The organism is Hymenobacter latericoloratus (assembly GCF_014199535.1).
GTDB classification, from domain to species: Bacteria; Bacteroidota; Bacteroidia; order Cytophagales; family Hymenobacteraceae; genus Hymenobacter; species Hymenobacter latericoloratus.
Genome location: NZ_JACHNV010000003.1, coordinates 784,885 through 807,426 on the forward strand (window position 1 = coordinate 784,885; position 22,542 = coordinate 807,426).

At 60.7% G+C, this 22,542-nt stretch carries 20 protein-coding genes; 7 read left to right on the plus strand and 13 right to left on the minus strand.

Annotated elements, in window-relative coordinates; all coding sequences use genetic code 11:
• Nucleotides 1-15: 15 nt before the first annotated feature.
• The 7 genes from acs to GGU46_RS13920 form a co-directional block, all read right to left on the minus strand.
• Nucleotides 16-1,929, minus strand: coding sequence for an acetate--CoA ligase (gene acs / locus GGU46_RS13890; RefSeq protein WP_183404135.1), 1,914 nt, complete (start codon nt 1,927-1,929; stop codon nt 16-18).
• 70 nt (nt 1,930-1,999) lie between these two features.
• A complete protein-coding gene (locus GGU46_RS13895) occupies nt 2,000-2,380 on the minus strand; it encodes a response regulator transcription factor (RefSeq protein ID WP_183404136.1) in 381 nt (126 codons plus the stop codon).
• Nucleotides 2,381-2,488: 108 nt separating this feature from the next.
• Nucleotides 2,489-5,239 (minus strand): sensor histidine kinase, encoded by a 2,751-nt coding sequence (locus GGU46_RS13900; protein ID WP_183404138.1) that lies wholly within the window; start codon nt 5,237-5,239, stop codon nt 2,489-2,491.
• A gap of 239 nt (nt 5,240-5,478) precedes the next feature.
• A complete protein-coding gene (locus tag GGU46_RS13905; protein WP_183404300.1) occupies nt 5,479-5,700 on the minus strand; it encodes a hypothetical protein in 222 nt (73 codons plus the stop codon).
• A gap of 194 nt (nt 5,701-5,894) precedes the next feature.
• Nucleotides 5,895-7,364: an MFS transporter gene (locus GGU46_RS13910; protein ID WP_183404296.1), complete on the minus strand. Its 1,470-nt coding sequence runs from the start codon at nt 7,362-7,364 to the stop codon at nt 5,895-5,897.
• Nucleotides 7,365-7,624: 260 nt separating this feature from the next.
• Nucleotides 7,625-9,163 carry a hypothetical protein gene (locus GGU46_RS13915; protein WP_246398974.1) on the minus strand — a complete coding sequence of 513 codons (1,539 nt, stop codon included), beginning with the start codon at nt 9,161-9,163 and terminating at the stop codon, nt 7,625-7,627.
• Between the two features lie 138 nt (nt 9,164-9,301).
• Nucleotides 9,302-9,724, minus strand: a complete 423-nt coding sequence (locus GGU46_RS13920) for an IS1/IS1595 family N-terminal zinc-binding domain-containing protein (protein WP_110977697.1) — start codon at nt 9,722-9,724, stop codon at nt 9,302-9,304.
• Nucleotides 9,725-10,034: 310 nt separating this feature from the next.
• On the opposite strand from GGU46_RS13920, the gene GGU46_RS13925 reads away from it, so the two are divergent.
• Nucleotides 10,035-10,469, plus strand: coding sequence for a hypothetical protein (locus GGU46_RS13925; RefSeq protein ID WP_183404140.1), 435 nt, complete (start codon nt 10,035-10,037; stop codon nt 10,467-10,469).
• Nucleotides 10,470-10,775: 306 nt separating this feature from the next.
• On the opposite strand, the gene GGU46_RS13930 is transcribed toward GGU46_RS13925, so the two are convergent.
• Together GGU46_RS13930 and GGU46_RS13935 are read right to left on the minus strand one after the other, a co-directional pair.
• The gene (locus tag GGU46_RS13930; RefSeq protein WP_183404141.1) at nt 10,776-11,546 is read right to left on the minus strand and encodes a DUF2490 domain-containing protein; all 771 of its coding nucleotides are present in this window, start codon (nt 11,544-11,546) and stop codon (nt 10,776-10,778) included.
• 75 nt (nt 11,547-11,621) lie between these two features.
• Complete coding sequence (locus GGU46_RS13935; protein ID WP_183404143.1) at nt 11,622-12,542, minus strand: M28 family peptidase; 921 nt, start codon at nt 12,540-12,542, stop codon at nt 11,622-11,624.
• A 99-nt stretch (nt 12,543-12,641) separates the two neighbouring features.
• On the opposite strand from GGU46_RS13935, the gene GGU46_RS13940 reads away from it, so the two are divergent.
• Entirely contained in the window at nt 12,642-13,568 is a 927-nt protein-coding gene (locus tag GGU46_RS13940) for a flavin reductase family protein (RefSeq protein WP_183404145.1), read from the plus strand.
• A gap of 242 nt (nt 13,569-13,810) precedes the next feature.
• On the opposite strand, the gene GGU46_RS13945 is transcribed toward GGU46_RS13940, so the two are convergent.
• On the minus strand, nt 13,811-14,332 hold the full coding sequence (locus GGU46_RS13945) for a hypothetical protein (RefSeq protein ID WP_183404147.1): 522 nt from the start codon (nt 14,330-14,332) through the stop codon (nt 13,811-13,813).
• A 462-nt stretch (nt 14,333-14,794) separates the two neighbouring features.
• Here GGU46_RS13945 and GGU46_RS22335 point away from each other — a divergent pair, with 462 nt between their 5' ends.
• The gene (locus GGU46_RS22335; protein ID WP_262890949.1) at nt 14,795-14,929 is read left to right on the plus strand and encodes a hypothetical protein; all 135 of its coding nucleotides are present in this window, start codon (nt 14,795-14,797) and stop codon (nt 14,927-14,929) included.
• A gap of 23 nt (nt 14,930-14,952) precedes the next feature.
• On the opposite strand, the gene GGU46_RS13950 is transcribed toward GGU46_RS22335, so the two are convergent.
• The 3 genes from GGU46_RS13950 to tsaE form a co-directional block, all read right to left on the minus strand.
• Nucleotides 14,953-15,282 (minus strand): hypothetical protein, encoded by a 330-nt coding sequence (locus GGU46_RS13950; RefSeq protein WP_183404148.1) that lies wholly within the window; start codon nt 15,280-15,282, stop codon nt 14,953-14,955.
• Between the two features lie 247 nt (nt 15,283-15,529).
• Complete coding sequence (locus GGU46_RS13955) at nt 15,530-16,759, minus strand: alanine dehydrogenase (RefSeq protein WP_183404150.1); 1,230 nt, start codon at nt 16,757-16,759, stop codon at nt 15,530-15,532.
• 104 nt (nt 16,760-16,863) lie between these two features.
• Entirely contained in the window at nt 16,864-17,289 is a 426-nt protein-coding gene (gene tsaE / locus GGU46_RS13960; RefSeq protein ID WP_183404152.1) for a tRNA (adenosine(37)-N6)-threonylcarbamoyltransferase complex ATPase subunit type 1 TsaE, read from the minus strand.
• A gap of 92 nt (nt 17,290-17,381) precedes the next feature.
• On the opposite strand from tsaE, the gene GGU46_RS13965 reads away from it, so the two are divergent.
• From GGU46_RS13965 to GGU46_RS13980, 4 genes are all read left to right on the plus strand, one after another.
• Nucleotides 17,382-17,729, plus strand: a complete 348-nt coding sequence (locus GGU46_RS13965) for a DUF3592 domain-containing protein (protein ID WP_183404153.1) — start codon at nt 17,382-17,384, stop codon at nt 17,727-17,729.
• A gap of 89 nt (nt 17,730-17,818) precedes the next feature.
• Nucleotides 17,819-19,075 carry a pyridoxal phosphate-dependent aminotransferase gene (locus GGU46_RS13970; protein ID WP_183404155.1) on the plus strand — a complete coding sequence of 419 codons (1,257 nt, stop codon included), beginning with the start codon at nt 17,819-17,821 and terminating at the stop codon, nt 19,073-19,075.
• Nucleotides 19,076-19,351: 276 nt separating this feature from the next.
• Nucleotides 19,352-21,814, plus strand: a complete 2,463-nt coding sequence (locus GGU46_RS13975; protein ID WP_183404157.1) for an outer membrane beta-barrel protein — start codon at nt 19,352-19,354, stop codon at nt 21,812-21,814.
• 167 nt (nt 21,815-21,981) lie between these two features.
• Nucleotides 21,982-22,416 (plus strand): MarR family winged helix-turn-helix transcriptional regulator, encoded by a 435-nt coding sequence (locus GGU46_RS13980; protein WP_183404159.1) that lies wholly within the window; start codon nt 21,982-21,984, stop codon nt 22,414-22,416.
• Nucleotides 22,417-22,542 lie beyond the last annotated feature (126 nt).

The following is a 22,542-nucleotide window of genomic DNA, read 5'->3' on the forward strand; positions in this document are numbered from 1 at the left end:
CAAGAACCTTTTGACCTACTTCCGGCCGCTGATAATTTCATCGACTACCAGCGGGTCAAGCAGGGTCGTCGTGTCACCGAGGTTGCTGGTGTCGCCCTCGGCTACTTTGCGCAGGATGCGGCGCATGATTTTGCCGGAGCGGGTTTTCGGCAGGCCTGAGACAATCTGAATCTTGTCGGGCTTGGCAATTTTGCCGATTTCGGCCACTACAGTTTCAATGATGCTGGCCTCGATGTGCTGGCGGTCGGCCTCCCGGTCGGGCACACCTTCGGGGCAGATGACGTAGGCGTAGATGCCCTGCCCCTTCACGTCGTGGGGGTAGCCCACCACCGCCGACTCCACCACGTGAGAGTTCTGGTTGATGGCGTTTTCGATTTCGGCCGTGCCGAAGCGGTGGCCCGATACGTTAATCACGTCATCGACGCGGCCGATGATGCGGTAGAGGCCGTTTTCGTCGCGGCGGGCCCCGTCGCCGGTAAAGTAGTAGCCGGGGTACGGGGCAAAATAGGTTTGCCGGGCCCGCTCATGGTCGCCGTAAGTCGTCCGGATGATGCCGGGCCAGGCCTGCTTGATGGCCAGGTAGCCTTCCTGGTCGTTGCCTTCTATTTCGGAGCCATCCTGGTTGAGCAGCACGGGGTGCACGCCGGGCAGGGGCAGGCCGGCGCGGGCCGGTACCGAGGGCGTAATGCCGGCCAGGGCCGAAATCATGATGCCGCCGGTTTCCGTCTGCCACCAGGTATCCACCACCGGGCACCGCTCCTTGCCCACGTGGGTGTGGTACCAGTGCCAGGCCTCCTCATTAATGGGCTCCCCTACCGAGCCCAGCACCCGCAGGGAGTCAAGGGAGTAGCTCAGCACGTGGTCCAGGGGCGCGGCCATCAGGCTGCGGATGGCCGTGGGCGCGGTGTAGAAAATAGTAACCGAGTGCTTGTCAATTACCTCCCAGAAGCGGCCGGGGCTGGGGTAGGTGGGTACGCCCTCGAACATGAGGGAGGTGGAGCCGGCCAGCAGGGGCCCGTAGAGTAGGTAGCTGTGGCCCGTCACCCAGCCAATATCGGCGGTGCACCAGTACACGTCGTTTTCCTCCACCTGAAACACGTTGCGGAAGGTGTAGTCGGCCCACACCATGTAGCCGGCAGTGGTGTGCACTACCCCCTTGGGCTTGCCCGTGCTGCCCGAGGTATAGAGGATGAACAGCGGGTCTTCGGCGTCCATTTCCTCGGCCGGACAGGTCTTGGCTACCCCCTCGGCTTCCTCATGATACCAGACGTCGCGGCCTTCCTGCATGTGCACGGGCCAGCCCAGGTGCTCGGTTACAATCACGCGGCGCACCGAGGGGCAGCTGTCCAGGGCCTCGTCCACCACGCGCTTTACCGGAATCTGCTTGGCGCCGCGGTTCAGGCCGTCCGACGTCAGCACCACGCTGGCCTGGGCGTCGTTCACCCGGTCGGCAATGGCCGTGGCCGAGAAGCCGGCGAAGATAACCGAGTGCACGGCCCCGATGCGGGCGCAGGCCAGCACGGCAATGGCCAGCTGCGGAATCATGGGCATGTAGATGCACACCCGGTCGCCCTTCTCTACCCCGTTGTTGTGCAGCACGTTGGCAAACTGGCACACCTGCTGGTGCAGCTCGCGGTAGGTCAGGCGCAGGTGGCGGGTGTGCGGGTCGTTGGGCTCGAAGATGAGGGCCAGCTTGTTGCCGCGGGTAGCCAGGTGGCGGTCCAGGCAGTTTTCCGTGATGTTGAGGCGGGCACCCCGGAACCACTCGTTGCGGCCGGCCGGCATGTCGGAGCTAAGCACTTGGTCCCACTTGCGGCGCCAGGTAAAGGGCTCGGCCACCGAGGCCCAGAACTCTTCGGGATGATTGATGCTGAGGTGGTAGGCCTCGTGGTATTCTGCCAGGGAGCGGATGCGGGCGTGTTCGGGCATGGGTGGAGAGATGGTTAGAGTTAGCTGGTTTGCGGTTGGAATGGGGGTAGGCTACCGGGCGGTTGGGCTCTCAGGCGGGGGTAGCCAGCAGCTCTTTTACTTTATCCATGAGCTGGCGGGTACTGAAGGGCTTCGGAATGTACAGATCCGCGCCTACTTCGTAGCCCTTCTGGATGTCGGCTTCTTTGCTTTTGGCCGAGAGAAAAATGACGCGGGTACCGGTGCGGTCAGGGCGCTGGCGCAGGTGGCGGCACACCTGGTAGCCGTCCACATCGGGCATCATCACATCCAGCAGCACCACGTCGAAAGCGGTGCGGTCCACAGCTTCCAGGGCCTCGGTGCCGTTGCGGGCAATGCTGACCTGGTAGCCGTTTTTGCGCATCAGAAATTCGAGCGACATAACAATGTTGGGCTCGTCATCGACAATGAGAATGTGCGGAGTAGTCGGCATGACGGGGTGGTTCAAAAAGAAGTTCAAGCGTAGGTTCCCGCAGAGGAACGCAGAGGGTTTCGCAGAGGAGCGCAGAGGTCGTTCAGGCCAATTTTTAATTACTAATTCTTAATTATTAATTAAAAAAACGGGTAGCTCAAATGAAAAGCGGGCACCCTGCTCGGGGGCGCTTTCGACCCAGATGCGGCCGGCGTGCAGCTCCACGATTTTCTTGGTAATGGCCAGGCCCAGGCCCGAGCCTTCGGGCTTGCGCATGGTTTGGTGGCGGGCCTGAAAAAATTTGTCGAAGATGAGCTGGTGAAACTCCGGGTCGATGCCTTTGCCGTTGTCCTGCACCGTGATGCGCAGCACGTTGGGTGGGGTTTCCACCAGCACCGCAATGCGGCCGGAGCCATCGGCGCGGCACGATTTTACGGCGTTGCTGAGCAGGTTCACCAGCACCTGCATGAGCCGGTCCCGGTCGCCGGCCAGGGGTAGCAAACCGGGTGGCACAGCCAGGTCCAGCTGAATCTGTTTGTCGCGCAGGAGCTGGCCCACGGCCTCCAGGGCGTCGGTAATGACGTCGGCCACGTCCACGGGCACCTTGTCCAGCGTTGCCTTGCCCGATTCGTACTTTTCCAGGTCCAGCACCAGCGTAATCAGCCGGCTGAGCCGCTCCGACTCCCTGGTGATAGTGAGCAGGAAGCGGTGGCGCTCCTCTTCTTCCAAGTCGGGGTTATCGGAGAGGATTTCGGAGAGGGCCCGGATGCTGGTCAGGGGCGTACGCAGCTCGTGCGTGACGGTGTAGAGGAATTCATCCTTGTGCTGGTCGAGCTCCTGGAGCTGGTCGTAGGCAGCCTGCAGCTCCTGGGTGAGGCGCTGCAGCTGGCGCTGCTGCTTCTGGAGCTGGCGGTTGGCTTCCAGCAGCTGCTGGCTTTCTTTCAGAATGCCCACCACGTTATCGAAGCTGATATCCTCTACCCCCACCGAAGACCGCAGCAGCAGCCGGGCCGAGGCCGGCCCGATGGAGCCGGCCAGCAGCTTTTCGGCGTAGGCCAGCAGGCGCGGGTCGGCCTGGGTGGGGGTTACGCTGTCCATGCTATGGGCATCCGGGAAACGCTCCTGGAAGGCGTGCAGGGCCTGGTTGGTGCGCTTTTTCCCCAGAAAACCCGTGAGCAGGGCGCGCACATCGGGCAGGGGCGCGGCGCCCTGCCACCCGGCCGGACCCTCGAACAAGCTACCGGACCGGAACACATCCACAAACACCGCGGCCTGGTGCTGCTCCAGGGCCGAAGGCGCCCGCAGCAGCGACACGCCCACGTACAGGCCCACGTTGAAAAACCAGCTCCAGAATAGTCCGTGCGAGAGGTAATCGAGGCCTTCCAGCCCGAACAGCGCAAACGGCCGCAAGCCGCTCAGCCCAAACAAGCCGTGGGTCAGCACCGAGTCAGGCAGCATGCCGGGGCCTACCATGGTGGGTAGCACCAACGTGAAAAACCACACCCCGAAACCCGCCAGAATACCCGCCGTGGCCCCCGGCCGGGTGCCACCTTTCCAGTAAAGCCCGCCCAGCACCACCGGCACAAACTGCGCCACCGCCGCAAACGACACCAACCCAATGTTCACCAGGGGCAGCAGGTGGCCTACCTCGGCGTAGTAGCCGTAAGCCAGCAGCAGCACCAGCACCACGGCCAGGCGGCGGCTGTGCAGGGCTACCTGCCCCAGGTAAGCAAACCAGCTCGGCCCCTCGCCCTGGGCGGCGGGCACCCGCACCAGCAGGGGCATAAGCAGGTGGTTGCTCATCATCACGCTCAGGGCAATGGTTTCCACGATAATCATGGACGAGGCCGCCGACAGCCCGCCCAGGTAAATCAGCAGGGCCAGCCAGGGCCGCCCGGCCTGCAAGGGCAGAGCCAGCACAAACGTATCGGCATCGAGGTGGCCGGCGCCGTCCAGCAGCCTACCCCCGAAGGCCAGGGGTAGCACCAGCAGGTTGATGATGATGAGGTAGAGCGGAAACAGCCACATGGCTTTGCGCAGGTGGTCCTCATTTACATTTTCCACCACCGATACCTGGAACTGCCGGGGCAGCAGCAGAATAGCGGCCATGCTCAGCAGCAGCAGCGTCAGCCACTGGCCCGGCGCCGTGCCCGCGCCCTGCAGCGTGAACAGCCGGCTCAGGTCGGGCACCTGGGCGGCGCGCTCGAACACATCAGCGAAGCCGTTGAACAGCCCGTAGGTTACGAACAGGCCGGCGGCCAGAAAGGCCACCAGCTTCACCAGGCTCTCCAGAGCCACGGCCAGCACCATGCCCTCGTGGCGCTCGGTGGCCTCAATGGAGCGCACCCCGAAAATGATGGTAAAGAAAGCCAGGGCCACGGTGGTTACGAAAGCCGAGGAAACCCCTACCCCCCCACTGGCCAGCAAGGTCTCCCCACCTCCAGTCAGGATATCGAATGATGCGGCTATAGCCTTGATTTGCAATGATATATACGGCACCACCCCCAGCACGCACACCACCGTAACAAGGGCCCCCAGCGAGGCGCTTTTGCCGTAGCGGGCCGAAATAAAATCGGCAATGGAGGTGAGGCGCTGCAGGCGGCAGATGCGGATGATTTTGCGCAGCACCAGCCAGGCCACCGGCGCCATCAGGGTGGGTCCCAGGTAGATGCCCACGAACTCCAGCCCGTAGTGCGCGGCCCGCCCCACCGAGCCGTAGTAGGTCCAGGCGGTGCAGTACACGGCCATGCTCAGGGCGTACACGTAGGGGTTGCTCACCAGGCTCCGCCGCGCCGCCGAACGTTTTTCAGCCGCGTAAGCCACCGCGAATAGCAAGACGAGGTAGCCGAAGGAAAAGCCAATGACCAGCAGGGTGTTCAAGTGATGGGATGATGAGGTGATGAGGGGATGAGGTGATGGGGTGACGAGGTGACGAGGTGATGAGGTGATGAGGTGATGGGGTGATAGGTGATGAGGGGATGGGGTGGGCGGATGGAATGAGGTCTAGCGCAGGCTCAAGACAATAAGGTTTGCACCATTTGCTTGTCACCTGTCACCTGTCACCTGTCACCTGTCACCTCATCACCTCATCCCCTTTCACCTCATCACCTCATCACCTGTCACCTTTCACCTCTTCTCACCAGCCAGCCCGTGAGCAGTACCAGCAGCCCCCAGGCCAGCAGCACATAGAGGTAGAGTACGGGAATGCCGCCCACCCTGCCCTCGTGGTCGAAGACGGCCAGGAAGGGAAAGTTGAGCAGCACGGCAAACAGCACCGCCACAAAGAGCAGTTGCTGCCCCCGGCGCTGCTCGGGGCGCTCCGGCGGGGAAATGGGCGGCATAGCAGGCAATGAGCTGAGGGAGAAAAGGAAAAATCAACAGGCCTATTGGGTAAGCTACTCAGGAAGTCGGCCAAAGGCAACCTCATCGGGCTGGCTTTTCATACAGAGTCCGCCGAACCACCGGCCCGACGGACTCTTTTCCTGCTACCCCCAGGGGGCAGCAGGAAGTATCTACCTGAATGTCAAGGCGCGGCTTAAGCCGTCTGGTTGTCGTCCATGAGCTTCACGTTGCGCACGTCTTTCATCAGGGCCTGCCCGATAAACCAGCAGATCAGGGCAATGCCCACCGGGTACACGAGGCCGGCCAGGGTGCTGTGCTCCTTGATAAAGGCTGAATCGGAGGCGGCGGCGCGCAGGGTGAGGGCCGTGGCAATCAGCGGCACGAAGCCCCCGAATACGCCGTTGCCGATGTGGTAGGGCAGCGACAGGGACGTGTAGCGCACTTTGGTGGGGAACAGCTCCACCAGGTAAGCCGCAATGGGTCCGTAAGCCATGGTCACGAACAGCACGAGGCAGAACGTGAGGGCCGTCATGGCGAACAGGTTGGGGTCCAGGGCCTTCATTACGGCCGGTACGGCCTTGCCCGTAGCATCCACGGTAGCGGCCGTTACTTCCGTGAGCGGGCCGGCAAACTGCTTGAGGCCGTAGAAGATGGGGAAGGTGAACAGGGCCCCGCAGAGCAGACCCATCATGATGATTTTCTTGCGGCCGATACGGTCCGAGAGGGAGCCGAAGTACACGAAGAAGGGCGTGGCCAGAATCAGGGCGATGCACAGCACCAGGCTGGCGTCCACCAGGTCCAGCTTCAGGGTATTCTGCATGAAGGAGTAGGCGTAGAACTGGCCGGTGTACCACACCACGCCCTGGCCCATGGTGGCACCGAACAGCGAAATCAGCACCAGGCGACGGTTTACGGGGTTCACGAACGACTCGCGCAGGGGGTTGGTGCTGGTTTTGCCTTCCGATTTGGCCTTGGCAAACAGCGGCGACTCGTGCAGCTTGCGCCGGATGTAGTACGAAGCAATGACCAGCAGGCCCGAGAGCAGGAACGGAATGCGCCAGCCCCACTCCTTGAAGGCCGCTTCGCCCATGGTTTTGCGCGTCACGATAATCACCAGAATGCTCAGCAGCAGGCCGGCCGTGGCCGTAATCTGGATGAAGCTGGTGTAGTACCCGCGCTTATGGTCCGGCGAGTGCTCGGCCACGTAGGTGGTGGCGCCGCCGTACTCGCCGCCCAGGGCCAGGCCCTGCAGCAGGCGCAGAATAGTGACAATAGCCGGCGCGGCAATGCCAATCTTGTCGTAGCTCGGAATCAGGCCCGTCACGAAGGTAGCCCCGCCCATAATCAGCAGCGTAAGCAGGAAGGTGTACTTGCGGCCCACCAAATCACCGATGCGCCCGAAGAACAGCGCCCCGAACGGCCGAACCACAAAACCGGCCCCAAACACGGCCAGCGTGCCCAGAATGGTGTCCTCAATCTTGCCCGTGGAGCCGAACAAGACCGGCCCGATAATGGCGGCCAGGGAGCCGAAGATGTAGAAGTCGTACCACTCGATGACGGTGCCCACCGATGAGGCGGTAATCACCTGCCAGATTTTACTGGTCGAAACAGCATTGTTGTCGTGGGTTACGGCCTCGTCGCCCGAGGACGACGAGCCACCCATCGGGGCGGCACCCGCGTAGGCATCGCGCTGAGGAAGGTTCTGGTGCATGATTGGTGGGAGTTGTGGTGAGATAGTGAGATGGGGGAATGGGGGGGGGTGAGGTGCTGACTGGTAAAGCCAGCCGGGCATCTGGCAACTCACCTCAATGCCGGGCACACAAATGGCAGCGGGGTGAAGTAGCGCGAGGTACATTCGCTCGCCGGGAAGCAGCGCAAGCAGCGCGTCAGCTTGCCAATTCACCACTGCACTGGTTTACTCTTTCAGAGAGCTACCTGGGTTTGCAGGGTGATTTCCGGTTTGTAGTCCACGTCGTTCACGTTCGTGAAGTCGGGGCGGGCGCGGTAGTTGAGCGTGAACTTGGCGTTATGCCCATCGATGTAGAAGTTGGCGCCGGCGTCGAAGATGTTCACGTTTTTCTGCTTGCCGTCGCTGGTACGCAGGCCTTCGTAGCCGGCCAGCAGGTGGGAGGCGTAGGGCTGCACGCGCAGCTTGGGGCCCAGCAGGTTGGTGGGTAGCAGGAAGCCGGCCTCCACGAAGCCAACGTTGCCCGTGCCCGAGTGCGGCACGGCGTTGCCGCGCCGCGCATCGGCGCCCCAGCCGGGGTTCGAGGCCCCAATAAACCGGGTGTGGTTGGGGCCCATGTTGTAGTTGTAATACACGCCGTAGAGCGTGAAAGCCGTGCCTGCCTCCTTGTTCACGGGCGTATCGAAAAACACATCGGCCGCGAACAGGGCAATGTCGTGCTTGCGGGTAGCAATGGTATTCAGGGAACCGGTGCCGGCAGCCGTGGCCGCATCAATAGCCGCCGCGTTCAGCACACTGGTGGCGGAACGGGAGTACATGCCGTCCTTGTTATAGAAAAAGCCGGCCCCGATGTTGAATACCCGCTTGGCCCCCAGGTAAGTGCCCACGTTGAATGGCAGCAGGTTGGGCTCCTGCTCCAGAAACTCGTAGCTGAAGTAGCCCTGGTACACGTGGTTGGTGCCCTGCGGATTGTACTGGGCCGTGTTGCTGCCGGTATTGAGCCGGGTTGCCCCGGTACCGGTGGTAGTGCCCAGGCCCAGCGGCGTGCTGAAGGCACCGGTCTGGTTGGTCAGGAACGACTCATTGACGGACAGCACGTAGTCGAGCTTACCGATGCGACCCTTACCGTACACCCCAATACCGCGCACAAACTGGTCGATGGCCTCGATGGTAGGCCAGTTGGTGAGGGGGGCATCCAGGGTAAGGAAGTTAATGGTGCTGGAGCGCGTCATGCGCGAGAGGCCGTTCTGGTAGTGCATGCCGGCGCCCAGGTTCAGGTACTTGTTCACCTTGTACTCCACCACGGCTTCGTGCACAAACAGCTGGGGCTTCTTGCCATCGACGGCGGGCGTAACGCCCCCACTCACCGCCGTTTGGTTGTTGATGCCAATGTGGGTGTACACCAGAAAGCGTGGGTTTAACTGCGACAACACAATCAGACGGGAGCGGCGCAGGGCAAAATCTAGCTGGTCGGACTGGGGCTTGCCGGGGGCGCGCAGGGTGCCCGCGTTGTTTTCGGTGTAGCGCGCCCACACCTGGTGCCAGGTAATAAAGCGCAGGTACTTGGTGCCGTCGGGCGAGAGGTTCACCTTCATGCCTTGGCCATAGGGCACCGTTTCCGTGGGCGCGGGCGTCGGCGTGGCCACTATCGGCGCCGGCATGGCGGGCGGCGGGGTGGGCGTGCTGGGCGGTGGCGTGGGGGGCGTCACCTGGGCCGCGGCCCCCGCCGCAAGAAGTACCGTGCTCAGGGTCAGGGCGTAGCGGGCGTTTTGCATGAATGGGGTGGAGTTGGGAGGTGGGATAAGTCGGGGCTGACCGGCCGCCACCGCAACGGTGCCGAGCTGGTACCCTAAGTAGGAGAATCCCGCAGCAGAAGCCACACAAACGTTATACTTCCGCTAAGCCCTATAGCTCTACCCCTGCCGGAACCGCTCCCAGCGAATCATCATGTACTTATCGCCCAGCTCCGTGACAATCAGGCCGGCTTCCTTCAGGTTCTCGGGCTTCTGAAAAAACTCCGCTAGCTCCTTCTGATTCAGTATTTTGTAGGTCGGGTGGTATTCGGTTTGGCGGGGAGCTTTCACCCCGTATTTCTTTACCCAGTTCATCACCGAAACGTGGCTGACACCCAGCAGCCGCTCAATTTCCCGGTAGCTTACGCCCTCCACAAACAGTTGCAGGGCCTTGATAACGTAGTAGGAGTTGATTTCCTTGCCGGCCTTCGCCACCGAAAAGTGGTAGCCGCAGTTCTTACACTTATACCGCTGCCGGCCGCCTACAATCCCGCTTTTGGTAGCATCCGTCGATTCGCATTTAGGGCAGGCCGTTACCGACATAAGGTGGTGAGTAAGGGGTTACTACTAAACAACTATAGCTATTTAGTAAACATATAGTATTTTAGCAACTATTATCAACGTATGTATGTCAGCAAGGTTCTAACAGATGGGTAGGTATAGTTACAGAAAGAAGGTACGAGGCGGCAAGCGCGGCTTACGACGCCTGCAGCAGGAAAGCAGTACACCAGCCGTATTAAATCAAGCAGAATTGGCTGAGCGTCATTACTACTATGAGAAACTAGGCTTACACCCATGGCACTGGCATCATCGGCAACCACCCAAGCTGGTGCGTCAGCTGGCCACTCAACATTTGCTGACGACTTTTTTCGATTGGCAGCACAGCCTGACTTCATTATCAGGGCCTTCTTATTTGGCCGTGTGGATTGTGCAACCAGAGTTTGCGCACAGCTCACAGGTAGTAACCGCTATCCAAAGCCAGCTGGACCGGTACAAACATATCTTCGGTGAGCCCAGCCCCGATGGCCCGCCCCTGCCCGCAGAGTACCAGAAATTGCCAAGCGCAGATAAGCTGATGTGGCAAACCTACCCCTGGTGCATCCTAGTGGATTCGTTTGACTACCCCGATGGATGGCCAGCTTGGGCTCTCGAAAAGCCACACTACCTATGTGAACCCGAGGACAACGACGCATACCTGATGGTGCAAACCGGCTGGGTCTGGGTAGGCATGCTGCCGGAAGCCGCCTACCTTTCCGTTTCACCCGAAACCTCCGTGCTTACGCCGTGAACAGGGCACTGTCGCCGGCATCTACCTCAAAGGAGGCGCCCCTGATGCGGGCGGCGCCATCGGTAGCCAGGAGCACGGCCATGAGGCCGGGTCGTCGGGCTGCAGCCAGGGCCGGCGGAAGGGCGTGTGCTTGGCCCGAACCTTGGCGGCTTCTTCGGGGGTAGGCGGCGCGGCGGGCTGGGGGCAGAACTGGCCGCGCCGGCTTTAGCCAGCAGCGCGGGCCGCGGGCCGCGCCTTTTACCAGGGCAGTTTTTCCTTCGAGTTGTTCTATACGGGAACTGCATGCGGGGCCGTCCACCGCGCTGCCTAGTGGGTGAAATCCAGGGCGTAGAGTACGTTGAGGCGGAAGCCGTGGTTGATTTCGAACACCGGCCGCCCGGAAGCCGCATCCGGCTCGGCGTGCTGACTGATCTGGTAGAGGTAGTTGAGCTCCACTTTGGCGTTGTCGTGGAACTGGTACCCCAGCCCCCCGGACAGGCGGTTCTGGTTGAACACGTTGTCGCCCACGTTGCGGCCGAACCCGATAAACAGCTCGTCGAAGGCATTCAGGTACCACTCGTTATCTTCTATGGCAGGCCCCTGCAGCGGAAACTGCCCCGCGAGCTGGTACCGAATCCGGTTCTGAAATGCCCAGTCCTGCACCTGGCCTCTGCCTTCCTCGGCGCGGGAGCCTAGCCAGCGCTGCTCCAGCCGCAGGCGGTGCGTGAGCGTCAGTCGGCCCAACAGGTCCTTCAACGACACATCCTGATACAGGCGGTGCTCCGGCTCGGGCCGGGCGGGCACGGTGGGGTAGCTGCCGTAGCGGTGGGTCTGGAAGTAGGTATAGCCGCCCGAAACCGTCAGGCGGTCCGTGAGCGTACGCACTAGCCCCAGCCGGGCCAGCTGCTGCTGGGGGGCCCGCAGCCAGTTCACGCGCCGCCACTGGTACTCGGTGTGCAGGGCCCACTTCTCAGTCAGTTTATGGTCGCCGGAGTACACCAGCCAGCCCAGGGTGTTCCGGTCGTTGAGCCGAGTGGCTTGCCCGTAGCCGCTGAAAGTAATGGTCCAGCCGCCGAGCAGGAGTAGTATTTTCTTCATCCGAGATGCCCGAAAAAACCAGGCATATCCCCATGCGTACGCTTCCCAAGCCCCGGAGTTGGCGCGGGGCGGCCTCTACAGGCTCAGCACCGCGGCCAGCACGGCATCCACGGCCAGCCCGAGACGGCGCAGGTCCAGGCGGGCCAGCGTGTCGGTGGGCTCGTGGTAGCTTTTGTTGCGGTAGAAAGCTGTATCGGTGAGCAGCAGGGCCGGGTAATCGAACTGCCAGTAGTTGAGGTGGTCGGAGAAGTCGATGCCAGGCAGCCAGGCCGGGGCTTTGAAGCGCTTCACGGGAAGCGCAGCCGCCGTTTTGTAGCGCCGGGCAAACTGCCGCCCAAACCGGCCGTTCCCGAATTTCTGAGCCACCGTCACGTAGTTGCCCCGCGTCCCGAACAGCAGTTTCAGCGGCCCGAAGGGGTAGGACTGGCTGCCCTTCCGGTCATCGTAGTACCCCAGCATTTCCAGGGCCACCATGCCGCGCACTGGCACCCCGGCCGCGTGCAGGGCCTGGGCGTGCACGTAGCTGCCCATTTGCTTGGTGCGAAAGAAGGGCGGCTCCTCCAGGGTGTACGCCACCACATCCACGCGGCAGGGCAGCTGCTTCTGCCGGCCCAGCAGGCGTGCCAGCTCCAGCAGGGCCGCCACCCCCGAGCCGTTGTCGTCGGCGCCGGGCTGCTCGCCGCACACATCGTAATGCGCCCCCAATACCAGGCGCGGCCCGTCTTCCGGCCCGAAGTGCCCCAGAATGTTGCGGTAAGTGCGGCCATTTACTTCATAAGGCTGCTCCGTGGGTCGGGCTCCGGCGGCCGCCAGCTCCGCTTTGATGTAGTCGGCGGCCTGGTTGAGGCTGGCTTGGTGGAGGTAGTTGCGCGGCTCGGGGGTAGTGGTGAGGGCCACCAGGTCGCGGCGCAGGCGGGTGGTGTCGGCGGCAGCTTGGGCCAGGTTCAGGCGGGGCAGCAGGGTAGCAAATAGCAGCACCGGGAATAGTCGCAGCATAGGAAAAGCCAGGGAGGTATGGCTACCAGATGCCGGCGCCGTACTTTTGGTTGCTTCGGCGCCTCGGCTGCCCCTGTTCCGTTCTCACTCCCACCCCGCATGCCCACCATCCCTACCCCTTTCCGTACCGTCAACCCCACCGACCTCAACGCCCCCGACTGGCACGCCTTTATGGTGGGCGCCGTGGCCCCGCGCCCCGTGGCTTTCGTGAGCACTCAGGATGCCGAGGGCAACGTCAACCTCAGCCCCTTCAGCTTCTTCAACTGCTTCGGCTCCAACCCGCCCATTCTGGTGTTTTCGCCTGCCAACCGCGTCCGCGACAACTCCCAGAAGCACACCCTGGAAAACGTGCGCGAGGTGGCCGAGTGCGTCATTCACATCTGCGACTACGCCATGGTGGAGCAGATGTCGTTGGCCAGCACGGAGTACGCCAAGGGCGTAAATGAGTTCGTGAAGGCCGGTTTCACGGAAGTAGCCAGTGAGCAGGTGCGGCCCCCGCGGGTGCTGGAAGCCCCGGCCGCCTTCGAGTGCGTGGTGGAGCAAGTGGTAGAGCTGGGTACCAATAACGGAGCCGGCAACCTGGTCATCTGCCGGGTGGTTCTGGCCCATTTCCGCCAGGATATCATCCTACCCTCCGGCGTGGGCATAAACCCCGAAAAGCTCGACGCCATTGCCCGCCTCGGCGGCGACTGGTACTGCCGCGCCTCGGGCAGCAGCCTCTTCGAGGTACCCAAGCCCAACCGTAACCTGGGCATCGGCATCGACCAGCTGCCCGAGCACATCCGTACCTCCGATATCCTCACCGGCAACAACCTGGGCCGCCTGGCCAACATCGAGCAGCACGCCCTACCCTCCTCCGAAGCCGTAACCGCCTTCCGCCGGGAGCCCATCGTGAGCTACACGCTTAACAAATTCCGCGACGACCCCACCCGGCAGCGCCAGGAGCTGATGCAGTTGGGCAAGCAGCTGCTGGAAGAAGGCCGCTTGCCGGATGCCTGGAAGGTGCTGCTGCTGGCGGCTGGATAGTCTATCTGGCTGTTTTAAAGAAAGCTGCACTTAGCTCTAGGCTATCTGGCTCACTGGCCAGGGAATTTTACATCCGACGAGTTGCTTGCTATCTTCAAACTAGACGTAAAGCGCCCGCATAGAGTAAGAGTTAATAAAGAGTAATTGGTCGTAAACACTAAAAGTCGCAATCGCAGAGTTGCGGCTTTTAGTGTTTATTCAGTGTAATTCTGACAAAACTCAGCGCCTCTACTGAAGGGGCACTAACGAATATATACCTGACCCGGTTTATTGTTTTTTACTGGTTTGTATTCAGTAATTTGAATATCAATTATTGGCTGCGAGGTCGTAGGTATTACAGGTAAAATGCGTAACCTACCAATAGCTTCAGGTACAATGCGCAAGGTAGAGATTTGTACCGGGCTTAACTTACGACCATTGATTATAACACCAAAAGGCCCATGTATGCCCTGCTGAATACCTATTTCTGCAAAAGATTTACTAACAATTGGCCTAGTGTAGTTTACAGTAATGATTCCTAGAGAAGCTAGGTTTTTAAAGATAGGCGGTACCTTCGTTGTATCTCTATAGACAAGCATAGTGTTCATAGACATTGGGTCAAGTTGCGTAAAAATACCATTGGAAATAATATTTGAGTTTATTATAAATATAGGCTCATGCAGCTTGCCAGATGATTTATCTGAAGATGAACTTTGGCCATAGCTTAACATGGGGCGCGCATATAGCGCAATAATAAACGTCAAATGGAGCAGGGAAATATTCATGACAGGATGATGTTTAGGGTTTAATAAAATTATTTGCAGCCAGTTATCGGTATTGCATAGTGTGCATTAGCGAACAGGGAAGCGGCATCACCTGATGCTGTAGTACCTGTGGATGGATCTAAATAATACACTTGACTTGGGTTATTTAAGTTGTATCCCGTAATAACTACGCTATGCTAGACCGCAGTATTAGGACCATCCATGTGGGAAAATATATCAATCATTACTGGATAACCAGAATCTATTGCACCTTGCAGGTTACCTGCTGGGCAAAGAAAAGTGACGTTAAAAAAATGATTGATATAAGAGCCTATATGCTCTAGAGGCACCCCATATAAATAGAAGTTACTTCCGTACTGTTGTTGTCCATATAAAAGCATAGAGCCTTCTGCTTGTTCAGCAGTTCATCCACATAATACCGCTTTAACTTGAGCAAGAGAGGCTGGCACGCAGGAGCCCATCGTGAGCTACACGCTCAACAAGTTCCAGGAAGACCCCGCCCGGCAGCGCCAGGAACTCATGCAGCTGGGTAAGCAGTTGCTGGAAGATGGCCGCCTGCCGGATGCCTGGAAGGTGCTGCTGCTGGCGGCGGGGTAGGGCGCAGGCTCATAACGACCGGCTTAGAACGGCCGATACCGGAAATACTTGGTTTTAAGCTTCCTGGTTAGGTAGGCAGGGAGGGGTGCGCCCTGCTCGTAGGCTTCCGTAACGCGCTGGTACTGCTGCGGCCCGAACCGGCTGAGTCGGAAAAGGCCGTAGGTGGTAGCCAGCCCGCCTATCAGCAGGTCGCCGTTGGCTTCCTGCTGCCGCGCTTCATAAAACGACTTATCCCACTTTTTTACTCCCGAGGCAGCCAGCGCGGCTTTCTCTACGGCCGCCGTAGCCACGGTACTCGTGCCCATCTGCAGCCACCCCCGGGTGGCTTTGCTCCGCTGCACAAATAGGTGCATTATCGCCCGTAAGGTATCGGCGCGGTCATAGCGGGCAGTGCTCAGGTCGGAATGAAGCGGCGCGGTTGGCGCCTGGGCAGCGGCATTAACGGCCAGACCGCACCCAGCGGCAAGCAATAGTATAGCTCGGAACATAAAAACGGATAGAAGATGATGAAAGGAAAACAGATATATCCCTCGCGCAATATTCGGGCCGGTTGCCCTCAGCCCATCCGTGCAATCCGAAAATCCATCTAAATCCGCGCTTCTAGTTCCGTACGGCAATCATCAGGGCCAGCTCCTTATAGCGCATGTTGAATTTACGGGCGATGCTGGCATTGGTAAGCGAGCCTTTATAGACGTACACCCCGGAACGGAAATGCTCGTTGGTGAACAGCACCTCGTTGATGCCCCCGTGCTGGCTGATTTCCTGCAGAATGGGCGTAAAGATGTTGCTCAGGGCATTGGTAGCGGTGCGCGGCACCCGCGAGGCAATGTTGGGCACGCAGTAGTGAATCACGTCGTACTTGCGGAAGACGGGCTTGCTGTGGCTGGTCATCTCGCTGGTCTCAAAGCAGCCGCCCTGGTCGATGCTCACGTCGATAATCACGGAACCCGGCGCCATCTGCGACACCACGTCCTCGGACACCATGAACGGAATCCGGCCTTCTTCGGCATTCAAGGCCCCAATCACCACGTCGGCGCGGCGGATCTGCTGGTTCAGGGCGTAGGTATCGAGGGTGCTGGTGTAGAGCTGCGGCGTACACAGGTTCATTTTCAGCCGGCGCAGCTTGTAGAGGTGGTTGTCGAACACCTTCACCTCGGCCCCCAACCCGGTAGCGGCGCGGGCGGCGTACTCGGCCACCGTGCCGGCCCCCAGAATAACTACTTGGGAGGGCGGCACGCCCGTAATGCCGCCTAGAATCACGCCCTTGCCCTCGTTGGAGCGGGCCAGGTACTCAGCCGCAATCAGCATGACCGTAGAGCCCGCAATTTCCGACATGGCCCGCACCACCGGCCGCGCCCCCGAAGGGTCCCGGATCAGCTCGAAGCTGATGGCGTTGATTTTTTTCTTGGTCAGGGCCGTGATGTACTCGCTGGTGAGCGTACCGAACTGCAGGGCCGAAATCAGGGTCTGACCGGCCCGCATGAACTCGATTTCATCGTAGGTGGGCGGGGCCACTTTCAGGATGATATCGGCCTCAAACACCTCCTTCTGGGAGTAGGCAATGGTGGCGCCGGCCTCGGAGTAGTCGTGGTCAGAGTACTTGCTGGGCTCCCCGGCGCCGCTTTCCAGCAGAATTTCGTGGCCGGCTTCTACCAGGTGCTTCACGGCCTCGGGCGTGAGGCAGATGCGGTTTTCCTGCAGGGAGGTTTCCCGGGGCAGCCCGATAAACAGCTTCCGTTTCCGGGTTTCCACGGCCAGCATGGATTCCTGCGTGAGGTAGGCGCGGCTGGTCGCCAGCGACTCGAATCCGGGGGGTACTGCGTCGGGCATTCTGTGTTTAATTAGTAATCAAGAATTAATAAATAGGAATGAAAACGACTTCGGCAGGCTGCTGCTTTTCAGCACAACCACAAGCGAAGTCAAATTATTCATTCTTAATTACTAATTATTAATTCCCTGGAAGAGGGTCCGGTGACGTTGAGCGTGATAATCAGCCGATCTGAAGGCAACAGGGCCTCGACGCGGCTGGGCCACTCAATCAGGCAAAGATAGCCAGAATCGAAGTACTCCGGCGCACCAATTCCTTCGGCTTCAGCAGCGCTGTCGAGGCGGTAGAAGTCGAAGTGGTAGATGGGCTGGTCGTGGGCGTCGCGGTACTCGTTTACCAGGGAAAACGTGGGGCTGCTCACCTCATCGGCTACCCCCAGGGCCTGGCACAACGCCTTGATGAAGGTGGTTTTGCCGGCCCCCATTTCGCCTTCAAAACAAACAATGGAGTGGCCTGCAAGGGCCGCCCGTACCTGCGCGGCGGCCTGGGGCAGGGCGTCGAGCGAGGAAATTTCAAGGGTTTTGCTGATCATCGGATGAAAACAGAACAAGTGAGCCGTAGTGCACAGCCCCCAGGCGTAAACCTGTAGTATGTTGCGCCTGCAAATTTGGTTATTCTGCCGCAATGGCCGCCCCTACCCCTGCTTCTGCCGAAAACCCTGCTACGTATCCGAACCGAGCGCTGCTATGGGTGCTGGGCGCCCTGCTCATTTTCGGGTTCGTCATCTTCGGCCTCTATCAGGACGCCCGGCTGCGCAAGCACGGCGTGGCCCGCCGGGCCCTGGTGGTGCGCAACCGACTGGAGCACAGTACCCACGTCCTGACGCTGCGCTACTGCTACGGCCCCGGCACCCTGCAGGCTGAACACGCGGAGAATCACCGCCGCCGGGTGCAGGAGCTGCGCCCCGGCGACTCCGTAACCGTCCGGTTCTGGGCCAATGCGCCGCGCCGGGTACGGGTGGAAACGCCCTGACCAGGCTGTTTTTAAGGAGTTTTTCGGGTGGCGGGGCGCCGGACCGGCGGGGCCTTCTATATTTGGCCGATCCAAACCAACACCTGACCATGCAAGTTTCCCGAATGGCCGGCAGCCTGATTGGCTCCGAAATCATTAAAATCGGCAACGAAGTCAACGATATGATTCGCAAGGGGGAGCAGATCTGCAACCTCACCATCGGCGACTTCGACCCGAGTATCTTCCCGATTCCGGCCGAGCTACAGACGGAAATTACCCGCGCCTACCAGAGCGGCCACACCAACTACCCGCCGGCCAACGGCATGGCGGCCCTGCGCGAAGCCGCCGCTACCTTCACTCAAACCCGCCTGGGCCTGGCCTACTCGCCCAATGATTTTCTGGTGGCCGGCGGCTCCCGGCCCCTTATCTACGCTACCTACCTGGCCCTGGTGGACCCCGGCGACAAAGTGGTGTTTCCGGTGCCTAGCTGGAACAACAACCACTACTGCCACCTGTCCGCAGCGGAGGCCGTGATGGTGGAAACCCGCCCCGAGAACAATTTTATGCCCACGGCCGCGGAGCTGGCTCCTCACCTGGCAGGCGCGACCCTCCTGGCCCTCTGCTCTCCGCTCAACCCCACCGGCACCGTGTTCAGCCGCGAGGATCTGGAGGCCATCTGCGACCTGGTGTTGGCCGAAAACCAGCGCCGCCAGCCCGGCGAAAAGCCCCTCTACCTGCTCTACGACCAAATTTACTGGCTGCTGACCTTCGGGGCTACCGAGCACTACGACCCCGTGAACCTGCGCCCCGAGCTGCGCGACTACACCATCTACATTGACGGCATTTCCAAGTGCCTGGCCGCTACCGGCGTGCGGGTGGGCTACGCCTTCGGCCCGGCCGTGGTGATTGACAAGATGAAGGCCATTCTGGGCCACGTGGGCGCCTGGGCCCCCAAGGCCGAGCAGGTGGCTACCGCCAGCTACCTCCCCCAAACCGAGGCCGTCGATGGGTTCCTGGGCCAGTTCAAGGACAAAGTTCAGCACAGCCTGGATGCGCTGCACCAGGGCCTGCAGGCCCTGAAAGCCGACGGCCTGCCCGTGGACTCCATGGTGCCGATGGGCGCCATTTACCTCACAGCCAAGCTGGATGTGCTGGGCAAAACCACGCCCGGCGGGCAGGTGCTCACAACCACCAAGGAATTGACCTCCTACCTGATCAGTGAGGCCCGCCTGGCCCTGGTGCCCTTCAGCGCCTTCGGCACCGATGACAGTGCTCCGTGGTTTCGCATGTCGGTGGGCGGTGCCTCCCTGGAGTCCATACAGGCGGCCCTGCCCCGACTGCGCGCGGCTCTGGAGGCCCTGCGGTAGTATCGCCACCGCAGGCCGCCGCTGGCTTGCCAACCCACAGAAGCCCTGCCTCCGGGAGGCGGGGCTTTTATATGGGGGGTAGCGCAGACCGCGCCCGTCCGTTTCTGTATGATGTCTGTAGTTTATTGTTATCTTCCGGCATTCAAATCTTAACCGGTTCGGCAAGAAGCGAATAACCTGCTCTATCTAGTTTATGGTCGGCTTTGCTCTGCGCCGGCTTTCCGCTCCAGCCCCTATTGCACTTTCCGTCTTTCTCAACCACCGGAACGTGTATCTATGCAATTTCGCTTACTCCGCCTAACCAGCGGATTTACTATTGTGGCCGGGGTCAGCCTGCTGGCACTGCCATTTTCGGGCTGGGCTCAGGTTCGGCCCGCCCCACTTAGCGGCTCGGTCCGCACCAGTACCGGCAGCCCCGTGGAGTACGCCACAGTTACGCTGCACCGCGCCGCCGACTCGGTAGTTGTTAAAACCGAGTTCAGCGACGCTACCGGGCAGTTTCGGCTGGAGCCGGGGGTAGCAGGCCGCTACCTGGTTTCGGCCGTACAGGTTGGGCACGGCCGCGTGTGGCTGGGTCCGCTGGAAGCAACCCTGGCTCCCTTGTCCGAGCCGCTGGTGTTTGTGCTACCAGCCAGCGCCGCCACTCACCTCGGCGGCGTTACCGTAACCGGGCAGCGCCCCCCGTTTGAGCGCCTGGCCGACCGCACCATCGTGAACGTGGAAAACAGCAGCCTCAGTGCCGGCAGTACCACGCTGGACGTGCTGGGCCGTGCCCCCGGCGTTTCCCTCGATGCCAACGACAACCTGACGTTGCGCGGCAAGCAGGGCCTGCTGGTGCTCATCAACGGCAAGCGCCAGCCCATGACGGGCGCCGAGCTGGCCAACCTGCTGCGCTCCTTGCCCGCCGAACAAGTCAGTACCATTGAACTCATTACCAATCCGCCGGCCAAGTACGACGCCCAGGGCGGGGCCGGTGTTGTTGCCATCAATCTCCGGAAAGACCAACGCCTGGGCACCAACGGCAGCCTGAACGCCGCGTACGGCCGGGGCCGCTACGGCAAGTTTACCACGGGCCTGAGTTTGAACCACCGCCGCAAGGGCCTCAACCTGTTCGGATCCTATGCCTACACGGACCGACAGAACTTTCAGGAGCTGGACTTCAACCGCCGCTACCTGCCCGAGGGTGGCGCCGCGGCCAGCAGCAGCCAGCAGCACAACGCCGTGCGCAGCCACCTGCAGTCGCACACCTGGCGGGCCGGCGCCGACTACTCCTTGGGCACGCGCACTACCCTGGGGGCGGTGGTAAGCGGCATCAGCAGCCGCCTGCCTTCGCACGCGCTCAACCAGGCTGATTTTTTCGATGGGCAGGGCCAGCTCCTGAGCCGTTCCTCCTCCTCCAACCAGCGCAACCTCCTCACCCCTAATCTGGCCGCTAACCTAAGCCTGCGCTACCTGTTCGCGAAGGACTCCTTGGGCACGCCTGAGCTAACAGCCGACGCCGACATAGCCAGCTACGGCACCACCCGCACCCTGCAGCTTGGCACTACCTACTTGGTACCGGCTTCGGCCCCGTTTACCCTGCTCACCGCCGACCAGAACGGAACACTCACGATCTGGTCGGCTAAAACTGACTACGTGCGGCCTCTGCGCTACAATCTGCGCCTGGAGGCCGGCGCCAAAGTCAGCCACGTCGATTCGGATAACGACGTGCTGTTTCTGCTCGCCCGCAACGGCGTAACGGCATCAGTACCGGGCCTGACTAACCGGTTCCGCTACTCCGAGAACATCAATGCCGCCTACGTCAGCCTGACGCGCACCCGGCCGGGCCTGACGGTTACGGCGGGCCTGCGCGGGGAGCAAACCAACGCCGTGGGCCGTCAGGAGGTAGGCCAGGCCTCGTTTGCGCGCCATTACTTCCAGCTTTTTCCTAACCTGAGCTTGCGCCGACCCCTGTCCGACAAGCACGAGCTGGCCTTTGCCCTGAGCCGCCGCCTCGACCGGCCCACGTACAGCCAGCTGAATCCTTTCCGGTCTTATGTAGATGCTACCTCCTACCGTACCGGCAACCCCAGCCTTTGGCCCAGAACCAGCGTGCAGGCCGAGCTGACCCACACGTTCCGGCATAAGTACAGCACGAGCCTGAGCTACACCCGCTCCAACCGTCCTATCGTGGGTGCCTACCTGCTGGACACCGACCGGCTGGTGGCTGCCACCGATGTCAACCTGCGGACCCAGGAGTACTACAGCCTGAGCCTGACGGCCCCGCTGGAGCCCGCTTCCTGGTGGAAGCTCTACGCCAGCGCTGAGGTATTCTATATTCAGTTTCAAGGGGAGCTGGCCGGTTCTCCCCTGCCCGCCGCCCGTCCGGGAGCCTTGTTCAGCCTGAATAACGCCCTCACCCTCGGCCACGGCTGGAGCGCCGACCTGAACGGCAGTTACAACTCGCGGGAGCGGTTTGCTTTTCAAGATGTCCGGGCCTTTGGGCAGGTAGGCGTGGGGGTGCAGAAGTCGTGGGGCAAGGCCACGGCCCGGCTCAACGCCGCCGACCTATTCTATACCACGCCCCTGCGCGTAACGGCCCGATACCGCGTGCTGGAGGAAACCTTCCGCTCCGCCCAGGACTCGCGAGTAGTTACGGCCTCGCTTTCCTACCGCTTCGGCAACGATAAAGTGGCTGCCGCCCGCCGCCGGTCGTCCGGGGCCGAAGAGGAAAAGCGCCGCGCTGCCACCGGGCAGTAGGCTCCGCAAGAAGCTGCTGGCTTTTACGCCCGCTTTACCAACCGGTGAGGCGGGCGTTTTTATAGGTAACCAGAGTAGTTTGTTGTCCGGGCTTTTGTTTATTTGCTTAGTACAAGCAACCTTCATGATATATCATACATCTTTATGATATATCATGAAGGTTGCTTATGCTTTCCAGTATCATCTTTTACTCCCTGGACAAAGCCATCCGGCAGTACCGCCGCATGGCCCAGGCCAACATCGACCGGGCAGGCGTTGCCATCACCATTGACCAGTGGCTGGTGCTGCGCGTGATTGAAGAAAACGACGACCTGACCCAAACTGACATTGCCGACCGGGTTTTCAAAGACCAAGCCTCGGTGGCCCGCATCATCCGGCTGCTGCTGGAGCGGGGTCTGCTGCTGGCGGAGCCCCTACCCCAAGATGGTCGCCGAACCCAACTGCGGGTATCGGCGGCCGGCCAGCACACGCTGGATGCGGTGCAACCCGTGGTGCTCAGCAACCGGGCTGTTGCCCTGCGCGGGCTCAGTGAAAACGACTTAAACACGTTGCGCTTTCTGCTGGAGCAGATTTCGGCTAACTGCGGTGCACCCCAGCGGTAGCCGGTAGTACCCCGTTAGACTATTAAAAATTCGTGTTTGAAAATATTTTATTTTTCAAATACGAAAACATTCGTACGTTTACTACGAAATTATTCGTAGTCATTAGGCCTTCAGGTGGCCCCTGCG